This is a genomic window from Microbacterium sp. KHB019, assembly GCF_037285405.1.
In the GTDB taxonomy this organism is placed as follows: Bacteria; Actinomycetota; Actinomycetes; order Actinomycetales; family Microbacteriaceae; genus Microbacterium.
The window spans coordinates 457,317-475,475 of the sequence record NZ_JBBDHF010000002.1 but is presented as its reverse complement, the minus strand read 5'-3'; the positions used below and the strand labels follow the sequence as shown (position 1 = coordinate 475,475).

Genomic DNA, 18,159 nt, shown 5'->3' with positions numbered 1-18,159 from the left:
ATCAATGTACTAACCAGTACATTCAACTTCAGTACCCGAACCACCGAGGACGAAGGCGTCTTGTGACTTCAGATCAGCAACCTCAGCGCACCGGCATCCTGCGCCGGACAGCGCGCTACATCACCGGCATCGAGCTGGTCATCGGCGGTGTCTCCGTCCTGATGATCCTCGTCCTGGTCTTCTATCAGGCGCTCCAGCGCTACCTGCCGTTCGAGAGCCTCGCCTGGACCGGCGAGCTCGCTCGGTTCGCGCTGCTGTGGGCGACCTTCGCAGCCATGGGTGTGCTCGTCACGACCCACGGCCACATCGCCCTCGAGCTCGTCGACTCCCTCCGCAACCCCATGGCCGTCCGGTTCATCCAGGTGATCTCGCTCGTCATCGTGGCGGCTGCCGCCTTCGGCATGACTCTCGAGGCGTGGGCGCTCGTCCAGACGCAGGGCATCGTGAAGTCGCCGGTGCTGCGGGTGCCGATGTCGTGGGTGTACATCCCCGTGCTGATCGGTGTGGTGAGCACCACGATCCGTGCGCTGATCGCCGCCGCCGACATCGCCATCCACGGCCCGATCGTCGCCGAAGTCGATGAGGACCAGCCGGAGGTGGCAGGACTGTGACTCTCCTCCTCCTCGCCCTCGCCATCGCCATCCTGCTGGCGATCCGCGTCCCTGTCCCGTTCGCTTTCCTCGGCCCCTCCCTCGTCTACATGGCGATCGAAGGCCAGTCGCTCGGCATGGCCCTGCGAACGGTCACGAACGCCGCCAGCAGCTTCCCGCTGCTCGCCGTTCCGCTGTTCATCTTCCTCGGCGCGCTGGCCAACCACGCCGGCATCGCCGACCGGCTGTTCCGCTTCGCTCAGGCGCTGCTCGCCAACGTCCGCGGCAACCTCGGCTACGTCGCCGTCGGCACCAGCGTCGGCTTCGCGTGGATGAGCGGCTCGGCTGTCGCCGACGCCGCAGCACTCGGCAAGGTGCAGATCCCCGCGATGATCCGCGCAGGCTACGGCCGCCGATTCGCCACCGGCGTCTCGGCGACCTCAGCGCTGATCGCGCCGGTCATGCCGCCCAGCATCCCCGCCGTCATCTACGCCGGGCTCGCTGCGGTCTCCACCGGTGCGCTCTTCGCGGCATCCGTCATCCCGGCCCTGCTCATGGCCGTCGGCCTGTGCATCGTGGTGTGGATGCTGGTGCGCCGAATGGACCACGTGAAGAAGGGCGTGTTCAACCGCGCCGAGTTCCTCGACTCGACCAAGGGCGTCATCCTGCCGCTGATCGCCCCGTTCATCATCCTCGGCGGCATCCTCGGCGGATTCTTCACCCCGACCGAGGCTGCGGCCGTCGGCGTCGTCTACATCGGCCTCGTCGGCATCCTGCAGCGCTCTCTCACGCTGAAGGGCTTCATCAGAGCGCTCACCGAGACCGTCACCACGACCGCATCCATCATGATCATCGTCGCCTCGGCATCGCTGCTCGGCTACATCCTCGCCCGGGAGCGTCTGCCGCAGATGCTCACCGAGCTGGTGTTCGCGATCACCGACAGCCCCGTCGTCTTCCTGATCCTCGTCACCGTGCTCATGCTGATCCTGGGCACCGTCATCGACGCAACCGCGATCCTCGTGCTCACCGTGCCGATCATCCTCCCGATCGGCAACCAGATCGGCGTCGACCCGATCGTGCTCGGCGTGCTCATGATCCTCTCGCTCATGATCGGACTGCTCACCCCGCCCGTCGGCACAGTCCTGTTCGTCACGGCAGCGGTCTCGAAGACCCGCATCGGCGAGGTGTTCCGCGGCAGCCTGCCGTTCATCGTGCCGCTGATCGTGATCTGCGTGCTCATCATCGCGTTCCCCGACGCTGTGATGTGGCTGCCGGGGGTGCTGGGCCTGTGACGCTCGCCGACCATTCCCGCACCGAGCTCGATCGGCGCCCAGCCGTGCTGATCGGACTGATCGGCGAGGGCGTCACCCCGTCGCTCACGCCACCGATGCACGAGTTCGAGGGCGCTCGCCACGGCATGCACTACGTGTACCGGACGATCGATCTCGCACCGGCGGAGGGCACCCCCGAGTACCTCGAGACCCTGCTGCGGGCGGCGCGGAGGCTCGGATTCGACGGCCTCAACATCACCCACCCCGTCAAGCAGGCCGTCTTGCCGCTGCTCGACGAACTCAGCGACAGCGCCCGCGCGGTGGGTGCGGTGAACACGGTCGTGTTCACGGATGCCGGCACCATCGGCCACAACACCGACGTCACCGGCTTCGGCGCCGCGCTGACGGACGCCTTCGGCACCGAGCCCCTCGGCCGCGTGGTGCTGCTCGGCACCGGAGGCGCCGGCTCAGCCGTCGCCACGGCGCTCGCACAGCGGCCGATCGACGAGCTCGTGCTCATCGACCAGGAGCCGGACCGTGCCGGAGTGCTCGCTGCGCAGGTTAGTGCGCTCGGAGGACCCGCAGCACGCGCGGCGGCCCTCGCCGACCTGCCGGCCGAGCTCGCCGGCGCAGACCTCGTCGTCAACGCGACCCCGATCGGCATGGCCGCCCATCCAGGCACGCCGTTCGACGTCGCGCTGCTGCCGAGCGGCTCCCGTGTCGCGGACATCGTCTACCGCCCTGCGGACACCGCGCTGCTCGCGGCATCCCGTGCCCGCGGCATCCGCACCATGTCGGGCCTCGGCATGGCCATGCACCAGGCCGCAGACGCCTTCGAGATCTTCACCGGAGAGCGCGCCGATCGTACGGCCATGCTCGCCGACCTCCATGACCTGGTCGCCGCGGAGGCGGCCACGACCCCAGCAACACCCGAAACAGCACGACCCGAAACAGCACCACCCGAAACAGCACCACACGCACCAGAAAGAGGAGAGAACCGATGAACGCACGACGCACGCGGCGAACGATGTGGCTCGCCCTTGTCGCAGCACCGGCAATGCTGCTGGTCGCCTGCTCCAGCGGAGGAGAGGGTACCGGCGGCGACGCCGGCGACACCGGAGCGACGCAGAAGCTCACGCTCGCCCACAGTTACAACGAGGACCAGCCCCAGCACCGCTGCGGGGCGCAGGTCATCGCCGATGAGGTGGCGGCGGCCGACGTGGGACTCGAGATCGAGATCTTCCCGTCCAGCCAGCTCGGAGGCGACGCCGACCGCATCGCCTCTGTCGCATCAGGAGACATCGACATCGACATCCAGGGCGCATCCGCCCTCGGCGCCGTCTACGAACCGATCAGCGTGCTCGACGCGGCATACGCCTTCGACGACGCCGACCACCTGGCGCGCTTCATGGCCAGCGACGCCTCCGACACCGTCACCGAGGCGTTCGAGGCCGAAACAGGCGTCCACACGCTCGGCGCCTGGTCGGCCGGTGCTCGCCAGTTCACCGCGAACAAGGCGATCCGCACTCCGGACGACCTGCAGGGGCTGCGGATGCGGTTCCCCGGATCGCCGCAGTTCCTCATGAACGCCAAGGCGCTCGGCGCCGAGGCGACAGAGGTCGCGTACGAGGAGCTCTACCTCGCCCTGCAGCAGGGCACGGTCGACGGCCAGGAGAACCCGATCACGAACATCGTCGCCTCCAACCTCAAGGAGGTGCAGGACTACGTCAGCCTGAGCTCGCACCAGCTCAACACGAACCTCGTCATCATCGGCCAGGTGTGGACCGAGCTGAGCGACGAGCAGCAGGAGGCGCTGAGCGCCGCCACAGAGAAGGCCATCGCCGAGGTCACGTCGTGCGTCGACGAGGACGAGGCGACGGTGCTGGACGAGTGGCGCTCCGGCGGCGACTGGGAGGTCGTCGACGATGTCGACCGCGACGCGTTCAGCGCCACCGCGGAGGAGTACCTCTCCGGGGCCCTGACCGGAGACTCCCTCGCGGTCTACGAGGCCATCCGCTCGACCTCCGAGTGATCACCTGCATGGCGCGTTCGATTCCGACGTTCACGGGGGAGGTGAGCGGGGACGACCTCGGGGTGACCCTCATCCATGAGCACGTCTTCGTCACCGACCCCGAGCTCGACATCAATATGCCTCACCCGGAATGGGATGAGTCGCTGTGGATCGAACGCGCCGTGCAGACCCTCACCGATCTGCACGCCCGCGGCGTCCGGACCGTCGTCGACCTCACGGTCATCGGCCTCGGCCGTGATGTGCGACGCGTCGCCGATGTCGCAGCGCGCGTGCCGGTGCAGCTCGTCGCGGCAACCGGATGCTACGCAGCAGAAGTCCTGCCCCCGTACTTCAGGCTCAACGGACCAGGGCTCGTCGTCGACGGTCCCGATCCGCTCGTGGAGCTCTTCGTCGGCGACATCGAGCGCGGCATCGCCGGCACCGACGTGCGGGCGGGGATGATCAAGATCGCCTCGGGAGACGCAGGACTCACTCCCGACGCAGCACGCGTGTTCGCGGCCGCAGCTGAGACGCACCGACGTACCGGCGTACCGATCACGACGCACTCGCACGCGGCATCACGTGGCGGTGCCCAGCAGCAGGACGCGCTCGAGCGTCTGGGCGTGCCGCTCGACCGGGTCGTGATCGGCCATAGCGGTGACTCGACCGACTTCGCGTACCTGCGCGGTCTTGCCGACCGCGGCTCCTTCCTCGGGTTCGATCGGTTCGGCATGGAGCACGTCGGCCGCGATGAGGATCGGGTGCGGATGCTGCTGCAGCTGCTCGACGCAGGCTACGCCGACCGCATCGTGCTCTCGCACGACGCCGCCGTGTTCAGTCGTGTCACCCCGCCTTCGTGGCGCGCGGCGCACACGCCGTCGTGGAGGATGTCGCATCTGTTCGAGACCGTGCTTCCGCAACTGCGGTCGGCGGGGCTCGATCAGACGACCGAGCATCAGCTGATGGTCGTGAATCCGCGGCGTGTGCTGGCGGGTGGGGCATGATGTGGGGGTGGACAGCGTGAGCGAACCGGTCGTGCGGAAGCGCGATGCCGAGCGGACCAGGGCAGAGCTGCTCGAGGTCGCGACGGAGGCGTTCGCCGAGTCGGGCTACGCGGGGACGCGGGTGGATGAGATCGCCGAGCGCACCCAGACGACGAAGCGGATGATCTACTACTACTTCGGTGGCAAGGAGCAGCTCTACCTCGCCGTGCTCGAGAACGCCTACCGCGGCATCCGCGAGACCGAGCAGTCGATCCACGCCGGCGACCTGCCCCCGGTCGAGGCGCTTCGTCAGATCGCCGAGCTCACGTACGACCATCACCTGAACCACACCGCGTTCATCCGCCTGGTCTCGATCGAGAACATCCATCACGGCGAGTTCATCAAGCGCCTGGGCGCCCTGCGTACGCTGAACCAGCCTGCCGTCGACGTGCTTGAGACGGTGCTTGAGCGCGGCCGCGCCGAGGGGTCGGTGCGCACCGACGTGGACGCCCTCGACGTGCACCTGCTGATCAGCTCGTACTGCTTCTTCCAGGTCGCCAATCAGCACACCTTCGGGTACTTGTTCGACCGCGATCTGCTCGCCGCGGACCGCCGCGAGCACCTGCGCTCGATGATCGGCGATGTCGTGGTCGCCTGGATGACCGCGAAGCCCTGACCTCAGATCAGGCGGCGCAGCGCCTGCTCGAGCGAGATGCCCTGCGCGTCGGCGCGATCGCGTAGGCGTGCGTGCTCGTCGGGTGTGAGTGCCACGTGCAGGTCGATGGCGGATGCCGCGGACCCAGCCGCATCGTCAGGGGTGTCGAAGACGTCGAGAAGCGAGGATGCCTCGGCCCAGAGCGGCTGCGCTGAGGGGGACTCGGACGTCGGGACGGGGACCGGGGCAGAGGCCGCCGCACCCAGGGCGAAGCCCGGACCGCGGTTCGGCTCGCGCTTCGCCTGATACGCCTTCGCGGCGGCATTCGCCCGCTCGTCTGCGGCTTCGTTGAGATCGTGCCCGGCATGCCCCTTGACCCACGCGAACTTCACGTCGCGGTCCTGCATCGCGGCATCCAGCGCCTCCATGAGGTCGCGGTTCAGCACCGGCCCGCCGTCGGCCTTGCGCCATCCGCGGCGCTTCCAGCCCGGCATCCACTTGGTGATCGAGTCGATCACGTACTTGCTGTCGCACATGATCAGCAGCGACTCGCCGGTCGCGGCCGTCGCCTGCAGCAGCTCGAGAACGGCCTGCAGTTCGCCCTGATTGTTCGTGCCGTGGGGGGATCCGCCCGCCGCCCAGTTGTCGTCGTCGATGTACCACGCCCAGCCGTTCGGGCCTGGATTACCGAGGGCTGAGCCGTCTGCCGCGGCGGTGATCGTCATCCTTCAACCGTAACGGGGGACGGCGCGGCTTCACGCCCGCCGGAACACGTAGTACCCGACGACGGCGCCGTGATTCACGACGCCCTCGCCCGTCCCCCACATCCGCGCAGAGGTCGTCGCGCCGCTCTCGATGAACGTGAAGGCGCTCGACTCGAGCCGCCATCCGATCTTCTCGACCTCGCCGAGGAAGTACCCGATGCTCTCATCGTGCGACGCCATGTTCCCGGCCGAGCCGAACGACGACTTCTCTCCCGTGAGCAGGCTGACATCCACGGCGATCTGCAGCAGCGCATCACCCCGGTCATAGGTGTGATGCGCGAGCCCCAGCAGCCGGGACGCCTCTTCAGCAGCAGGCATGGTTCCCCCTCGTATCCGTCTCGCGGGACAGCCTAGGGCTATCGCAGCATCGACCATGCGTGCAACTTCGCCACGAGAGGACGATCCTGGACTCATGAGCACCGAAGCGAGCAGCCAGCGCATCGACACCGACTGCGCGATCGTCGGCGGAGGCCCGGCCGGGCTCATGCTGGCGCTCGCGCTTCTGCGGCACGGCATCCGCGTCACCGTCATCGAGAAGCACGCCGACTTCCTGCGCGACTTCCGCGGCGACACGATCCACCCGTCGACGCAGGAGCTGCTCGCCGACCTCGGCCTGCTGGACGAGTTCCTGGCCCTGCCGCACGACGACATGGAGCGGGTCACCGTCAGCTGGCAGGGGTCTGAGCTCGTGCTCGCCGACTTCACCCGCCTGCCCACGCGCCGCAAGGTCATGACGTTCATGCCGCAGTGGGACTTCCTCGATCTGCTCGCCGAAAGCGCGTCGCGGCATCCGGGATTCACGCTCATCCGCGAGACGCGCATCGACGGCCTGATCCGTGAAGACGGCAGAGACGACGGCCGCGTGACCGGAGTCGCCGGCGCGGGCCCCGACGGCGACGTCACGATCCGCGCACGCCTCGTCGTCGATGCGTCAGGCCGTGACTCCGACGTCCGCTCCGCCGCCGGCCTGCATCCGACGGGCGTCGCCGCCGCGATGGACGTCCTCTGGTTCCGCCTGGCCAAGCGCGACGGTGAGACGTACCCGTTCATCCAGGCGGGCTCCGGGATGATCATCACGATCGACCGCGGCGACTTCTTCCAGATCGCCCACGTGATCCCGGCCGGCACGTGGAGCGGCACGGACGCCGACCTCACGATCATGAAGCAGCGCATCGGGCGGATCTCGCCCCGCATGGCGGATGCCGTCGCCGCCGTCACCACCGACGACGTGCACCTGCTGCGGGTCAGGCTGGAACGGCTACGCCGCTGGTTCACCTCCGGGATGCTGTGCATCGGCGACTCCGCGCACGCGATGTCGCCGGCGGGCGGGGTCGGGATCAACCTCGCGATTCAGGATGCCGTGACCGCTGCCCGCATCCTCGGGCCGGTGCTTCGCGGCGGCGGTGCACCGACCAACCGAGACCTGCGCCGTGTCCAACGTCGACGCTCATGGCCGACACGGGTCACGCAGTTCGTGCAGCGTCGGCTGCAGGGTCCGTTGATCGCGGAGCGGACTCCTGATGCGCCGCTGCCCCTGCCTCTGCGATTGTTGCGCGATCACCCTCGGCTGACGCATCTGACCGGACGCTTCGTCGGCCTCGGAGCGAGGCCGGAGCGCTTCGAGCGGATCGAGCCCGGCGTCTAGGGTCGCGCGATCGCGATCACAGTCGTGCGCTGCATGCCTGATGAACCCGTGCGCTGTATGCCTGCATCGACCCGCGATTCGTACCGCACCGGCATCCCCGGGTGGTTGACCGCGAACCAGAACGTCTCCGGGGCGGCATCCGACGACTCGCGCACCTCGTAGCGCAGGCACTCCACGCGTCCGATCGGCAACTCCAGCGTCTCGGACGACAGCGTCGTCAGATCAGCGGGGAACGCCGCGTGCGCCTGCAGTTCGCGCCAGGTCACGCGCGAACTCGTGATCTCGCCCTGGACGATGCCGGTCGGGCCCGAGATCCAGCGCTCGAGCGTCGCACCCTCGTCATCGGCATCCCGGAACCGGTTGACCCTGATGTGCGATGCGCCATCCGGCTCCTCCACCAGCATCCGGATCGTCTTGCCGCCGCGCGCTGCCGCGTGGATCTCGTCGGCCGTGAACGGCGTCGGCAGCAGGCCTGGGCCGAGCACGTGCGGGTCCGGTTCGGCTGCAGGGTCCTTCGGCGCGGCATCCGACGCATCCGATGCCTCGGGGGCGGGCGGCGCGACGGGGAACACGACTGACGTGTACTGCGCACCGAGACCCACTTCCATCGGGTCGGTGACAGGTGCCGTGTCGAGCACGTCGGCGGCATCCCTCGGCCCGCGCGGCTCACCGGGCAGTGCCGCCCAGGTGTTCTCGTCTTCCTCGCGCTGCGTGAACAGTCCCATTGGCGTCCTTCAGAAATCGGCGATGATGAGCTTCTTCATCCCCATCATCTTCGTGTACGCGTCCGGACGCGACATGAGCTCGCCCATGTTCTCCGGAATGATCTGCCAGCTGAGCCCGTATCGATCAGCGAGCCACCCGCACACCTCGGCCTCCGGCACGGCGGTGAGGGCATTCCAGTAGTGATCGAGCTCGGCCTGGTCGGCGACGCGCACCTCGAGCGAGATGCCGCAGTCGAACGCGAAATCGTGATCGGGGCCGCCGTCCATCATCGAGAACCACTGCCCTGCCAGTTCGAACTCGCCGAACATGACCGTGCCGGGCTGCGCGTGCGTCGACTCCGGCGGGTGCACCGCGATGTAGCCGACCTCTCCGTCGGGGAACAGTGAGGCGTAGAACTCAGCCGCTTCCCTTGCCTTGCCGTCGACCGACTCCGTGAACGTCAACTGCGGAATGAGGAATGGCCGCGACTCGCCCTCGGGGTTCGTGAGGATGAGCTGCCAGTTGACGCCGAAGCGATCCTCGACCCACCCGTACCGAGGGCTGAAAGGGTACTCGCCGAGCTCCATCCGAACAGTGCCGCCGTCGGCGAGCCCTGCCCAGACCTCGTCCAGGCTGGCACGGGCGGCATCCCGATCGCCGTCGAACCGGACCGGATCGAAGTTCAGCATGAACGAGATGGAGGGATTCGGGCGGAACTCGTCCCCCGCATTGATCAGCGACAGCTGGAAGCCGTCGACGTCGACGTCGACCGTGAGCGTCTTGCCGGCGAACTCCGCCTGCCAGTCCGCGACGACGTCCGGATACCGGGCTGTGACCTTCGACCTCGTATGAGGCAGGAGACCGGCGTAGAACTCACCCGCCTCGTCGGCGTTCTGATTGCACCAGATGTTGGGGATGATCTTCTGAGACATCGCGGCTCCCTTGGCGGGCTGATCTCGGGTGATTAGATCGTGCTCCGCGGCGACTGCGGAAGCAAGGGGGTTGCGCCCCCGACTGTTCGTCTGCCTAGGGTGGATCGATGGCTTCTCTCGCAGAGTTCGCGCTCGAATGGACCTCGTGGATCGGCACGCTCATCGCAACGGTCGTTGCGGTCGTGGTCGTCTCGGTGATCGTGATCGGCGTACGGTTCGTCGCGGGTCGCGCGCGCGGCCGCTCAGCGTGGATCGCCGACCTGGAGCGACGCATCCGCGTGCCTGGCATGACCCTGGCGTTCGTGATCGCCGCGTGGATCGTCTGCGCCACGACCGCACCGGCGTCGCTGTCGTGGTGGCCGGTGCTCGATCGTCTGCTGCTCATCGCCACGGTGCTGGTCGGCGCGTGGCTGCTGTCGACGCTGGTGACGTTCGGCATGGAACGGCTCATGCAGTACGACAGCCGCAAGGATGCCACGAGCCCTGAGGCCCGGCGTCGCCAGACGCAGCTCACCGTCCTCAATCGGCTCGCCGTGGTTCTGGTCGGTGTCATCGCGGTCGGGGTGGTGCTGTTCTCATTCCCCGAAGTGCGGGCGGTGGGCACCAGCATCCTGGCATCGGCCGGTGTCGTCAGCATCATCGCCGGTCTCGCCGCGCAGTCGACGCTCGGCAACCTCATCGCCGGGGTGCAGATCGCGTTCACGGACGCGATCCGCGTCGGCGACGTCGTCGTGATCGAGGGCGAGTGGGGGCGGATCGGCGAGATCAACCTGTCGTACGTGGTCGTCTACATCTGGGACGAGCGCCGACTGATCCTGCCCTGCACGTACTTCACATCGCAGCCGGTGGAGAGCTGGACGCGCAGGTCGGACAAGATCCTCGGCACCGTCTACATGGACCTCGATTGGCGTGTTCCGGTGGATGCCGTGCGCGAGAAGTTCATGGAGATCATCGAGGGCTCGGATGCCTGGGACCGCCGTTCGGCAGGCATGGTCGTCACCGGCTCGGAGGGCGGGCATGTCACGCTGCGGTTCACGGTGTCGTCGGCGAACTCCGGTGATCAGTGGGATCTGCGATGCCTCGTGCGCGAGAAGGTCATGATCTGGCTGCAGCAGGAGCATCCAGAGGCGCTGCCGGTCACTCGCGTGATGCTGGATCGCCCGGCTTAGTCGTCCGCGCCGCATCCGCATCGCGGACGGCATCGACGAGATCCCGCCAGGCGCCGCGCAGCTCGGAGTCGGCGAGTTCGCGCTCGCGCTCTTCGCTGGGCATGCGCACCTGGATGCTCCACACGTAGCGATCGGCGCCGGCATCGTGCTCGGCAGGCGCGTTCCACGGGCAGCGATCGATCAGCACCAGCCAGTCATGCGCCTCGGGGCGCGGCGTCTCGACCCGCCAGCGGCGTCGGAGGCCGGCGATCCCGCCCGTCCGGACGACCGCCACGACGAGGAGGTCGTCCTCATCAGCGGTTGCCCGGTCATCCGGTGCGTCGATTTCCTTCGGCATCCAGCACTCCCACGGTCGTCCACGCGTCGCGTACTGCGGCGGTCACCTCCTCACCGTACTCGCGGGAGGCCGCGTCGACAGTGGCATCTGCGAACTCGCGGAATGTCGCCGTCGGCGAGAGTCCGTCGCTCAGCGCGCGGTACCAGACGGTGCCGGCCCGCTCCCAGGCGTTGCCGCCCAGGGCGCGCGCCGCGAGCGCGAACGCACGATTCGGGATGCCGGAGTTGATGTGCACCCCGCCGTTGTCCTCGGTCGTCCGCACGAAGTCGCTCATGTGCGCTGGCTGCGGATCCTTGCCGAGCTCGTCGTCGTCGTACGCCGTGCCCGGCTCGATCATCGATCGCAGCGCCACGCCCTGCACTTCGTCGGTGAAGATGCCCGCACCGATCAGCCAGCTCGCCTGATCCGCCGCCTGCCCCTCGGCGTACTGCTCGGTCAGCGCCCCGAACACATCGGCGATCGACTCGTTCAGCGCGCCGGGCTGGCCCTGGTACTCGAGGTTCGCGGTGTGCTGGATCACGCCGTGCGCCAGCTCGTGGCCGATGACGGTGACCGAACCGGTGAAGCCGCGGAACACCTCGCCGTCGCCGTCGCCGAAGACCATGCGCTCGCCGTCCCAGAAGGCGTTGTCGTAGTCGGTGCCGTAGTGCACCGTCGCGTTCAGGGGCGCCCCCAACCCGTCGAGCGAGTTGCGCTGGAACGCCGAGAGCAGCAGTTCGAACGTGGCGCCGAGGCCGTCGAACGCCTGGTTGACCGAAGCGTCGTCGACTGGCCCGTCGTCTTCGGTGCGCACCACGGCGCCGGGCAGCGTCTCGGTGCCACCGGCATCGCTGATCGTCCGGTTCGGAGCGTCTGTCAACTCGGCGACGAGATCACCGTGCTCGTCGATGGACAGGTTCAGGCGGGCACGGAACTGCGGTCTGCCCGCGAGCAGCGTCTGACGCGCAGCATCCGCAGCCTTGGTGAAACGGCCCGACTGCGCGAGGCGGGCGAGAAGGTATGCCGGGATGATGCCGTGTGCCTGTGCGCTGTGGTCCATGTGGCCGACGATACGCGCGGGTTCCGACAGAGTCACGGGTGCTGCGGTGTTGCGTGATCCGCTGGCCGAATCCCAGACGGCATCCGCTCCCAGGTCGCTCGCGTAAAATCAGCCCAATGACCGATGCCTCTGCCGACAGCTCTGCCGACAGCTCAGCCGACCTCGGCGAAGGCCTCGACCCTGACGATCTCGCCACGACCCTTCGGGTCCTCCAGCAGCTCGACAAGATCAGCGAGCAGCACCCCGATTACATCGCCGTGCGCCGGGCGACCGCCGCGATGTTCAAGGCCGTCAAGCGCGTGCGCCGCAAGGAGATCCGCGACGCGATCGCCGAGGCGGACAAGGCCGTCGTGGCCAGGACCGCGACCGGCGCTCCCGATCGCATCGACGATGAGACGCGCGGCAACGACCTCGCCTCGAGCGTGGATGCCCCGATCGCCGGCGAGCTGCTCAAGCCCCGCAACTGCTACATCTGCAAGCAGCCGTACACGCTCGTCGACGCGTTCTACCACCAGCTCTGCCCTGACTGCGCCCGCTTCAGTCACGCCAAGCGCAACGCCCGCACCGACCTCACCGGCCGCCGCGCCCTGCTCACCGGAGGGCGAGCCAAGATCGGCATGCACATCGCGCTGCGCCTCCTCCGCGACGGCGCGCACCTGACCATCACCACGCGCTTCCCGCGGGATGCCGTGCGCCGGTTCTCATCGCTGCCGGACGCTGCGGACTGGCTGCACCGCCTCCGCATCGTCGGCATCGACCTGCGCGACCCCGCCCAGGTGATCGCGCTCGCCGACTCCGTCGCGGCTCAGGGCCCGCTCGACATCCTCATCAACAACGCCGCGCAGACCGTGCGGCGCTCGCCTGGTGCGTACTCGCTGCTGGCGGATGCTGAGATGCAGCCGCTCCCGGACGGACCTCTGCCCGAGATGGAGACGTTCGGGCACACGGCCGACCCGCATCCGCAGGCGCTGCAGGCGTCGGTCGATGCGAACCCGCTGCTGTCGGTCGCGGCCCTCGGCGGCACCGTCGCCGAGCAGGGCGGGCAGGCACTGACCGCCGAAGACCTCGCACGGCTCGCAATGGCTCCTGGCTCGTCATCGCTCGCCAAGCACGCTGACGGCTCTGCCATCGATGCCGGGGGACTGGTGCCCGACATCGATCACGTCAACAGCTGGGTGCAGTCGGTCGATCAGGTCGATCCGCTCGAGATGCTCGAGGTGCAGCTGGCGAACACCACGGCTCCGTTCCTGCTGATCAGCAGACTCCGGGCGTCGATGCGCGCGTCTGACGCGCACCGCAAGTACATCGTGAACGTCTCGGCGATGGAGGGCCAGTTCTCGCGCCGTTACAAGGGCCCTGGGCATCCGCACACGAACATGGCCAAGGCCGCGCTGAACATGCTCACCCGCACCAGTGCCGGCGAGATGCTCGAGACCGACGGCATCCTGATGACCGCGGTCGACACCGGCTGGATCACCGACGAGCGCCCGCACCACACGAAGGTTCGCCTGGCGGAGGAGGGCTTCCACGCCCCGCTCGACCTCGTCGACGGCGCCGCGCGCGTGTACGACCCGATCGTGCAGGGCGAGGCCGGCGTCGATGTGCACGGCGTCTTCCTGAAGGACTACAAGCCGAACCCCTGGTGAGTTCAGCCGCGCCCGATTTCTGAGTCCGCCATGCACACATGCACGGCCCGGGGACGGATGCACGACCGGATCGCCGGTTCGGCCGTGCAAGTGCGCCAGGGCCGTGCATCTGTGCCAGTGGGTGTGCCGGCGGGTGCGGGGATGCCGTCGACCTCGGCCCGCTGCGCGCCGGATGCGGTGAGGGAGTATCGACATTTGACACATCAGATGTCTGATGTCTAGCGTGAAGGGCATGACTGACTCCGCTCTCTCGCCCCGATCCGAGATCCGCTACGGCCTCGTCGGCACCGGATACTTCGGACTCGCTCTGGGGAGAGGCTTCCTGCGTCTGCCCGGCGCCCGCATCACCCGCGTGTTCGACCCCGAGCACGCGGATGCCGCGGTGAGCGAGTTCGGCGCGACGGCGACTGCGACACTCGAGGAACTGTGCGCGAGCCCCGACGTGGACGCGGTGGTCGTGGCATCCCCGAACTGGGCGCACCGCGAAGCGGTCGTTCTCGCAGCGCAGCACGGCAAGCAGATCTTCTGCGAGAAGCCGATGGCGCTGTCGTACGCGGACTGCTCGGCGATGGTGGATGCAGCGAACGAGGCCGGCGTGATGCTGATGAGCGGCCACGTCATGAACTTCATGAACGGGGTGCGCCGCGTCAAGCGGCTCGTCGCGGACGGTGCGCTCGGCGATATCGTCTACACCCGCGCTGCGCGCACCGGCTGGGAGGACCCGAAGCCGCAGGTGTCATGGAAGAAGCAGCGCGAGTTGTCCGGCGGACATCTCTACCACCACATCCACGAGCTCGACGTCATCCAGTTCATCATGGGCGCTCCGGAGACGGCGACCATGATCGGCGGCAACGTCGCCCACCGCGGCGAGCAGTTCGGCGACGAGGACGACCTGCTTCTGATCACACTCGAGTTCCCCGGCGGAGCCTTCGCGACGTTGGAGTACGGCTCCGCGTTCCGCTGGCCGGAGCACTACCTGCTCGTGCAGGGAACGCTCGGAGCGGCATACATCGATCTGACGAACGGTGGCGTGACCGTGCGCCGCTCCGGTGCGGAAGAGCGCTTCCTGCTGCACCGCAGCGAGGAGGAGGACGCGCAGCGAGCCGCGATCTACGCCTCCCGCGCCGATGCAGGCGGCATCATGTACGGCAACCCGACGAGCACGGCGCCGCTGTGGCTGGTGGGCATCGTCGAAGAGGAGACCGCGTACTTCCACGCTCTGCTGCAGGGAGCCGAGCCGGACCCGGAGTTCGCCGCGCTCACCGACGGGACCGCTGCCCGCCAGTCGATCGCGACGGCGGATGCTCTCACGATGTCGCTGGCCGAGGATCGCAAGGTTCGCGTCGCGGAGATCGTTCAGGGCGGCTGGCAACCTCTCGACATCCACGCGCCATCGGCGGATGCTGGACGCATGACAGCATTCACGGTGGACGGTGCATTCAGCGGGTTCAGCGTCGACGACATCGACGCGGCACGCGACTTCTACGGAACGACGCTCGGGCTCGACGTCGAGGCGAACCCGATGGGCTTCCTCGACATTCGTCTTCCGAGCGGCGGGTCGATCCTCGTCTATTCGAAGCCGAACCATGAGCCGGCGAGCTTCACGATCCTGAACTTCCCGGTCGCGGACGTGGACGCCGCTGTCGACGAGCTCATCTCCCGCGGCGTGCAGACGAAGATCTACAGCGACGAGGAGTTCCCCTCAGACGAACGCGGCATCGTCCGCGGTGAGGGACAGGGCCCCGACATCGCGTGGTTCAAGGACCCGGCGGGCAACGTCCTCGCCGTGATGCAAGCCTGAGCCGTAATGCACGCCTGAGTCGTCAGAGCCGATCCACACCGGTGACCGTGACGACGGCCTCACCGGCTTCGTCCGACCCCGCAAGGTCGACCGTCGCCGAGATGCCCCAGTCGTGGTCGCCGGCGGGGTCGTCCAGGATCTGGCGGGCGGTCCACTCGGCCGCACCCTCCGTCAGCATCAGCAGCTTCGAGCTGCGCGCGTCAGGACCGGTGAGGATCTCATCGTGCTCGGCGAAGTACGCATCCAGAGCGTCGTTCCACCCATCGGCGCCCAGAGCGGGATCGAGTTCTGCGAGCGTCTCGACGTCCTCGAGCGCCGCGAGCTGCACCCGCCGGAACAGCTCGTTGCGCACCAGCGTCCGGAACGCGCGCACATTCGAGGTGAGACGCTTCGGAGCCGGCGGGACGATCGGCTCATCGACGTGGTCCGCGCTCTTCAAGGCGGCGAGGTCGACCTGACCGTTGTCGGTGCCGGAGCGCAGCTCCTCCCACTCGTCCAGGAGTGACGAATCCACCTGGCGGACGAGCTCGCCGAGCCACTCGATGAGATCGCGCAGATCTTCGTTCTTCAGCTCTTCCGGGATCGTCTGCGACGCCGCACGATAGGCGTCGGACAGGTACCGCAGCACCACGCCTTCAGACCGCGCGATCTTGTAGAACGCGACATATTCTCCGAACGACATGGCCCGCTCGTACATGTCACGGACGACGGACTTCGGATGCAGCTCGAAGTCGCGGATCCACGGTTGAGCGGCGCTGTACGTCTCGAAGGCCGCTCCGAGCAGCTCGTCGAGCGGTTTGGGATACGTGATCTGCTCGAGCAGCTCCATCCGCTCGTCGTACTCGATGCCCTCGCGCTTCATCTCGGCGACTGCTTCACCTCGGGCCAGGAACTCCTGCTGCCCCAGCACGGCGCGCGGATCGTCGAGGGTGGCCTCCACGATCGAGATCATGTCCAGCGCGAAGGTCGCGGCATCCGGGTCCAGCAGCTCGAACGCCGCCAGCGCGAACGGCGACAGCGGCTGGTTCAGAGCGAAATTGGGCTGCAGGTCGACCGTGAGGTGGATGCCGCCATCGGCGTCCTGCTCGACGATGCCGGACTCGCGAAGCGTCCGATAGATTCCCAGCGCCCGAAGGGCCAGGAGTCGCTGCCTGGCCCGTGGCTCGTGGTTGTCGTATACCAGCGCGCGCATATTGCCGAACACGTCACCGCCGCGAGCGATGACGTTGAGCATCATGGCGCTCGTGATCTGCATGTGAGACGTCAGCGTCTCGGGGTCGGCATCCACGAGTTTGCGGAACGACGGCTCGCCCCACGACACGAAACCCTCCGGTGCCTTCTTGCGGATGAGCTTGCGCTTCTTCTTCGGATCATCGCCGGCCTTCTTGATCGCCGCGGCGTTCTCGGACTCGTGCTCCGGGGCCTGCGCGACCACGGTGCCTGCGGTGTCGTAGCCGGCGCGTCCGGCACGCCCGGCGATCTGGTGGAACTCCCGTGCGTTCAGCTGCCGCATCCGCGTGCCGTCGAACTTCGTCAGCGCGGTGAGCAGCACCGTGCGGATCGGCACGTTGATGCCGACGCCGAGGGTGTCGGTGCCGCAGATCACGCGCAGCTTCCCTCGTTGAGCGAGCTGCTCGACCAACCGGCGATACTTCGGCAGCATCCCCGCGTGGTGCACGCCGATCCCCGCCCGCAGGAACTTCGACAGCGTGCGCCCGAACGCCGTCGTGAATCGGAACTCGCCGATGAGCTCTGCGATCTCGTCACGCTGCTCTCGCGTGGCGATCTTCGTGCTCGACAGGGCCTGGGCGCGCTCCATGGCCGCGGCCTGCGAGAAGTGCACGACGTAGACCGGCGCCTGCCCGGTGGTCAGCAGGTCTTCGATCGTCTCGTGGATCGGCGTGAGCTCGTAGTAGAAGTGCAGCGGCACCGGCCGCTCGACGCCGGTCACGACGGACGTCTCGCGTGAGGTGCGACGGGTCAGATCGGCCGCGAGCTCGGTGACGTCGCCGAGCGTCGCGGACATCAGGATGAACTGCGCCTGCGGCAGCGTCAGCAGCGGAACCTGCCAGGCCCACCCGCGATCGGGGTCGGCGTAGAAGTGGAACTCGTCCATCACGACCTGGCCGATCTCGGCATCGGGCCCCTGGCGCAGCGCAAGGTTCGCGAGGATCTCGGCTGTGCAGCAGATGATCGGCGCATCCGCGTTCACGGATGAGTCTCCGGTGATCATGCCGACGTTCTCGGGGCCGAAGATGTCGACGAGAGCGAAGAACTTCTCGCTGACCAGGGCCTTGATCGGGGCCGTGTAGTAGCTGCGGCGACCGTCCATGAGAGCCGCGAAGTGTGCTCCGATCGCGACGAGCGACTTGCCGGTGCCTGTGGGAGTGGAGAGGATCAGGTTGTTTCCCGAGACGATCTCGATGACCGCTTCGTCCTGCGCCGGGTACAGCTGGATGCCGGTCGACTCCGCCCATTCCACGAACGCCGTGTAGACGGCATCCGCATCGGAGCCGTCGGGGAGAGTCGCAGAATCGAGAAGGGAAGCCATGTCCCTACGATCCTCCCCCATGCATCGCCGCCCCGCGCCCATCAAGAGCGCGCAGCGCGG

Annotated in this window: 17 protein-coding genes and 1 pseudogene; 11 read left to right on the top strand and 7 right to left on the bottom strand. The window is 67.8% G+C overall.

The genetic code is table 11. The features are described from left to right. Positions 1 to 62 precede the first annotated feature (62 nt). Genes KHB019_RS08680 through KHB019_RS08655 form a run of 6 tightly spaced genes read left to right on the top strand, consistent with a single transcriptional unit; the run spans position 63 to position 5,531 of the window. Positions 63 to 611, top strand: coding sequence for a TRAP transporter small permease (locus tag KHB019_RS08680; RefSeq protein WP_337458684.1), 549 nt, complete (start codon positions 63 to 65; stop codon positions 609 to 611). Then, a complete protein-coding gene (locus KHB019_RS08675; protein ID WP_337458683.1) occupies positions 608 to 1,882 on the top strand; it encodes a TRAP transporter large permease in 1,275 nt (424 codons plus the stop codon). The genes KHB019_RS08680 and KHB019_RS08675 overlap by 4 nt, the downstream gene beginning before the upstream one ends. After that, the gene (locus KHB019_RS08670) at positions 1,879 to 2,865 is read left to right on the top strand and encodes a shikimate dehydrogenase (protein ID WP_337458682.1); all 987 of its coding nucleotides are present in this window, start codon (positions 1,879 to 1,881) and stop codon (positions 2,863 to 2,865) included. Before KHB019_RS08675 ends, KHB019_RS08670 begins: the two co-directional genes overlap by 4 nt. Continuing rightward, the gene (locus KHB019_RS08665; protein ID WP_337458681.1) at positions 2,862 to 3,893 is read left to right on the top strand and encodes a DctP family TRAP transporter solute-binding subunit; all 1,032 of its coding nucleotides are present in this window, start codon (positions 2,862 to 2,864) and stop codon (positions 3,891 to 3,893) included. The genes KHB019_RS08670 and KHB019_RS08665 overlap by 4 nt, the downstream gene beginning before the upstream one ends. Positions 3,894 to 3,901: 8 nt before the next feature. Then, positions 3,902 to 4,876 (top strand): phosphotriesterase family protein, encoded by a 975-nt coding sequence (locus KHB019_RS08660; RefSeq protein WP_337458680.1) that lies wholly within the window; start codon positions 3,902 to 3,904, stop codon positions 4,874 to 4,876. 16 nt (positions 4,877 to 4,892) lie between these two features. After that, positions 4,893 to 5,531, top strand: coding sequence for a TetR/AcrR family transcriptional regulator (locus tag KHB019_RS08655; RefSeq protein ID WP_337458679.1), 639 nt, complete (start codon positions 4,893 to 4,895; stop codon positions 5,529 to 5,531). 2 nt (positions 5,532 to 5,533) lie between these two features. On the opposite strand, the gene KHB019_RS08650 is transcribed toward KHB019_RS08655, so the two are convergent. Next, on the bottom strand, positions 5,534 to 6,235 hold the full coding sequence (locus KHB019_RS08650; RefSeq protein WP_230101806.1) for a ribonuclease H family protein: 702 nt from the start codon (positions 6,233 to 6,235) through the stop codon (positions 5,534 to 5,536). Between the two features lie 30 nt (positions 6,236 to 6,265). Continuing rightward, on the bottom strand, positions 6,266 to 6,592 hold the full coding sequence (locus tag KHB019_RS08645) for a hypothetical protein (protein ID WP_230101805.1): 327 nt from the start codon (positions 6,590 to 6,592) through the stop codon (positions 6,266 to 6,268). Between the two features lie 94 nt (positions 6,593 to 6,686). Here KHB019_RS08645 and KHB019_RS08640 point away from each other — a divergent pair, with 94 nt between their 5' ends. After that, positions 6,687 to 7,919, top strand: a complete 1,233-nt coding sequence (locus KHB019_RS08640; protein ID WP_337458678.1) for an FAD-dependent oxidoreductase — start codon at positions 6,687 to 6,689, stop codon at positions 7,917 to 7,919. Here the strand turns inward: KHB019_RS08640 and KHB019_RS08635 are convergent. Continuing rightward, positions 7,916 to 8,644, bottom strand: coding sequence for a hypothetical protein (locus KHB019_RS08635; protein WP_337458677.1), 729 nt, complete (start codon positions 8,642 to 8,644; stop codon positions 7,916 to 7,918). The two genes, KHB019_RS08640 and KHB019_RS08635, sit on opposite strands and share 4 nt — an antisense overlap. A gap of 9 nt (positions 8,645 to 8,653) precedes the next feature. Continuing rightward, entirely contained in the window at positions 8,654 to 9,556 is a 903-nt protein-coding gene (locus KHB019_RS08630; RefSeq protein WP_337458676.1) for a VOC family protein, read from the bottom strand. Between the two features lie 107 nt (positions 9,557 to 9,663). On the opposite strand from KHB019_RS08630, the gene KHB019_RS08625 reads away from it, so the two are divergent. Then, positions 9,664 to 10,725, top strand: a complete 1,062-nt coding sequence (locus tag KHB019_RS08625) for a mechanosensitive ion channel family protein (RefSeq protein ID WP_337458675.1) — start codon at positions 9,664 to 9,666, stop codon at positions 10,723 to 10,725. Here KHB019_RS08625 and KHB019_RS08620 read toward each other — a convergent pair. Beyond that, positions 10,694 to 11,062, bottom strand: a complete 369-nt coding sequence (locus KHB019_RS08620) for a protealysin inhibitor emfourin (protein WP_230101800.1) — start codon at positions 11,060 to 11,062, stop codon at positions 10,694 to 10,696. The genes KHB019_RS08625 and KHB019_RS08620 overlap by 32 nt on opposite strands. After that, positions 11,034 to 12,101: a M4 family metallopeptidase gene (locus tag KHB019_RS08615; protein WP_230101799.1), complete on the bottom strand. Its 1,068-nt coding sequence runs from the start codon at positions 12,099 to 12,101 to the stop codon at positions 11,034 to 11,036. Before KHB019_RS08615 ends, KHB019_RS08620 begins: the two co-directional genes overlap by 29 nt. Positions 12,102 to 12,217: 116 nt before the next feature. Here KHB019_RS08615 and KHB019_RS08610 point away from each other — a divergent pair, with 116 nt between their 5' ends. The 3 genes and pseudogenes from KHB019_RS08610 (at position 12,218) to KHB019_RS08600 (ending at position 15,548) form a co-directional block, all read left to right on the top strand. Continuing rightward, positions 12,218 to 13,747 (top strand): SDR family NAD(P)-dependent oxidoreductase, encoded by a 1,530-nt coding sequence (locus KHB019_RS08610; RefSeq protein ID WP_337458674.1) that lies wholly within the window; start codon positions 12,218 to 12,220, stop codon positions 13,745 to 13,747. A 214-nt stretch (positions 13,748 to 13,961) separates the two neighbouring features. Continuing rightward, positions 13,962 to 15,077: pseudogene (locus KHB019_RS08605) on the top strand (Gfo/Idh/MocA family protein); the annotation flags it as partial. Positions 15,078 to 15,158: 81 nt separating this feature from the next. Then, positions 15,159 to 15,548 carry a VOC family protein gene (locus KHB019_RS08600; protein WP_230101931.1) on the top strand — a complete coding sequence of 130 codons (390 nt, stop codon included), beginning with the start codon at positions 15,159 to 15,161 and terminating at the stop codon, positions 15,546 to 15,548. Between the two features lie 22 nt (positions 15,549 to 15,570). On the opposite strand, the gene KHB019_RS08595 is transcribed toward KHB019_RS08600, so the two are convergent. Beyond that, positions 15,571 to 18,099: a DEAD/DEAH box helicase gene (locus KHB019_RS08595; RefSeq protein ID WP_337458673.1), complete on the bottom strand. Its 2,529-nt coding sequence runs from the start codon at positions 18,097 to 18,099 to the stop codon at positions 15,571 to 15,573. Positions 18,100 to 18,159: the final 60 nt, after the last annotated feature.

What these genes read in the sequence shown, in the direction of transcription:
- KHB019_RS08665 (WP_337458681.1), top strand. Translation starts at nt 2,862, where the DNA reads ATGAACGCACGACGCACGCGGCGAACGATGTGGCTCGCCCTTGTCGCA.
- KHB019_RS08660 (WP_337458680.1), top strand. Translation starts at nt 3,902, where the DNA reads ATGGCGCGTTCGATTCCGACGTTCACGGGGGAGGTGAGCGGGGACGAC.
- KHB019_RS08650 (WP_230101806.1), bottom strand. Translation starts at nt 6,235, where the DNA reads ATGACGATCACCGCCGCGGCAGACGGCTCAGCCCTCGGTAATCCAGGC.
- KHB019_RS08645 (WP_230101805.1), bottom strand. Translation starts at nt 6,592, where the DNA reads ATGCCTGCTGCTGAAGAGGCGTCCCGGCTGCTGGGGCTCGCGCATCAC.
- KHB019_RS08640 (WP_337458678.1), top strand. Translation starts at nt 6,687, where the DNA reads ATGAGCACCGAAGCGAGCAGCCAGCGCATCGACACCGACTGCGCGATC.
- KHB019_RS08635 (WP_337458677.1), bottom strand. Translation starts at nt 8,644, where the DNA reads ATGGGACTGTTCACGCAGCGCGAGGAAGACGAGAACACCTGGGCGGCA.
- KHB019_RS08630 (WP_337458676.1), bottom strand. Translation starts at nt 9,556, where the DNA reads ATGTCTCAGAAGATCATCCCCAACATCTGGTGCAATCAGAACGCCGAC.
- KHB019_RS08625 (WP_337458675.1), top strand. Translation starts at nt 9,664, where the DNA reads ATGGCTTCTCTCGCAGAGTTCGCGCTCGAATGGACCTCGTGGATCGGC.
- KHB019_RS08620 (WP_230101800.1), bottom strand. Translation starts at nt 11,062, where the DNA reads ATGCCGAAGGAAATCGACGCACCGGATGACCGGGCAACCGCTGATGAG.
- KHB019_RS08615 (WP_230101799.1), bottom strand. Translation starts at nt 12,101, where the DNA reads ATGGACCACAGCGCACAGGCACACGGCATCATCCCGGCATACCTTCTC.
- KHB019_RS08610 (WP_337458674.1), top strand. Translation starts at nt 12,218, where the DNA reads ATGACCGATGCCTCTGCCGACAGCTCTGCCGACAGCTCAGCCGACCTC.
- KHB019_RS08600 (WP_230101931.1), top strand. Translation starts at nt 15,159, where the DNA reads ATGACAGCATTCACGGTGGACGGTGCATTCAGCGGGTTCAGCGTCGAC.
- KHB019_RS08595 (WP_337458673.1), bottom strand. Translation starts at nt 18,099, where the DNA reads ATGGCTTCCCTTCTCGATTCTGCGACTCTCCCCGACGGCTCCGATGCG.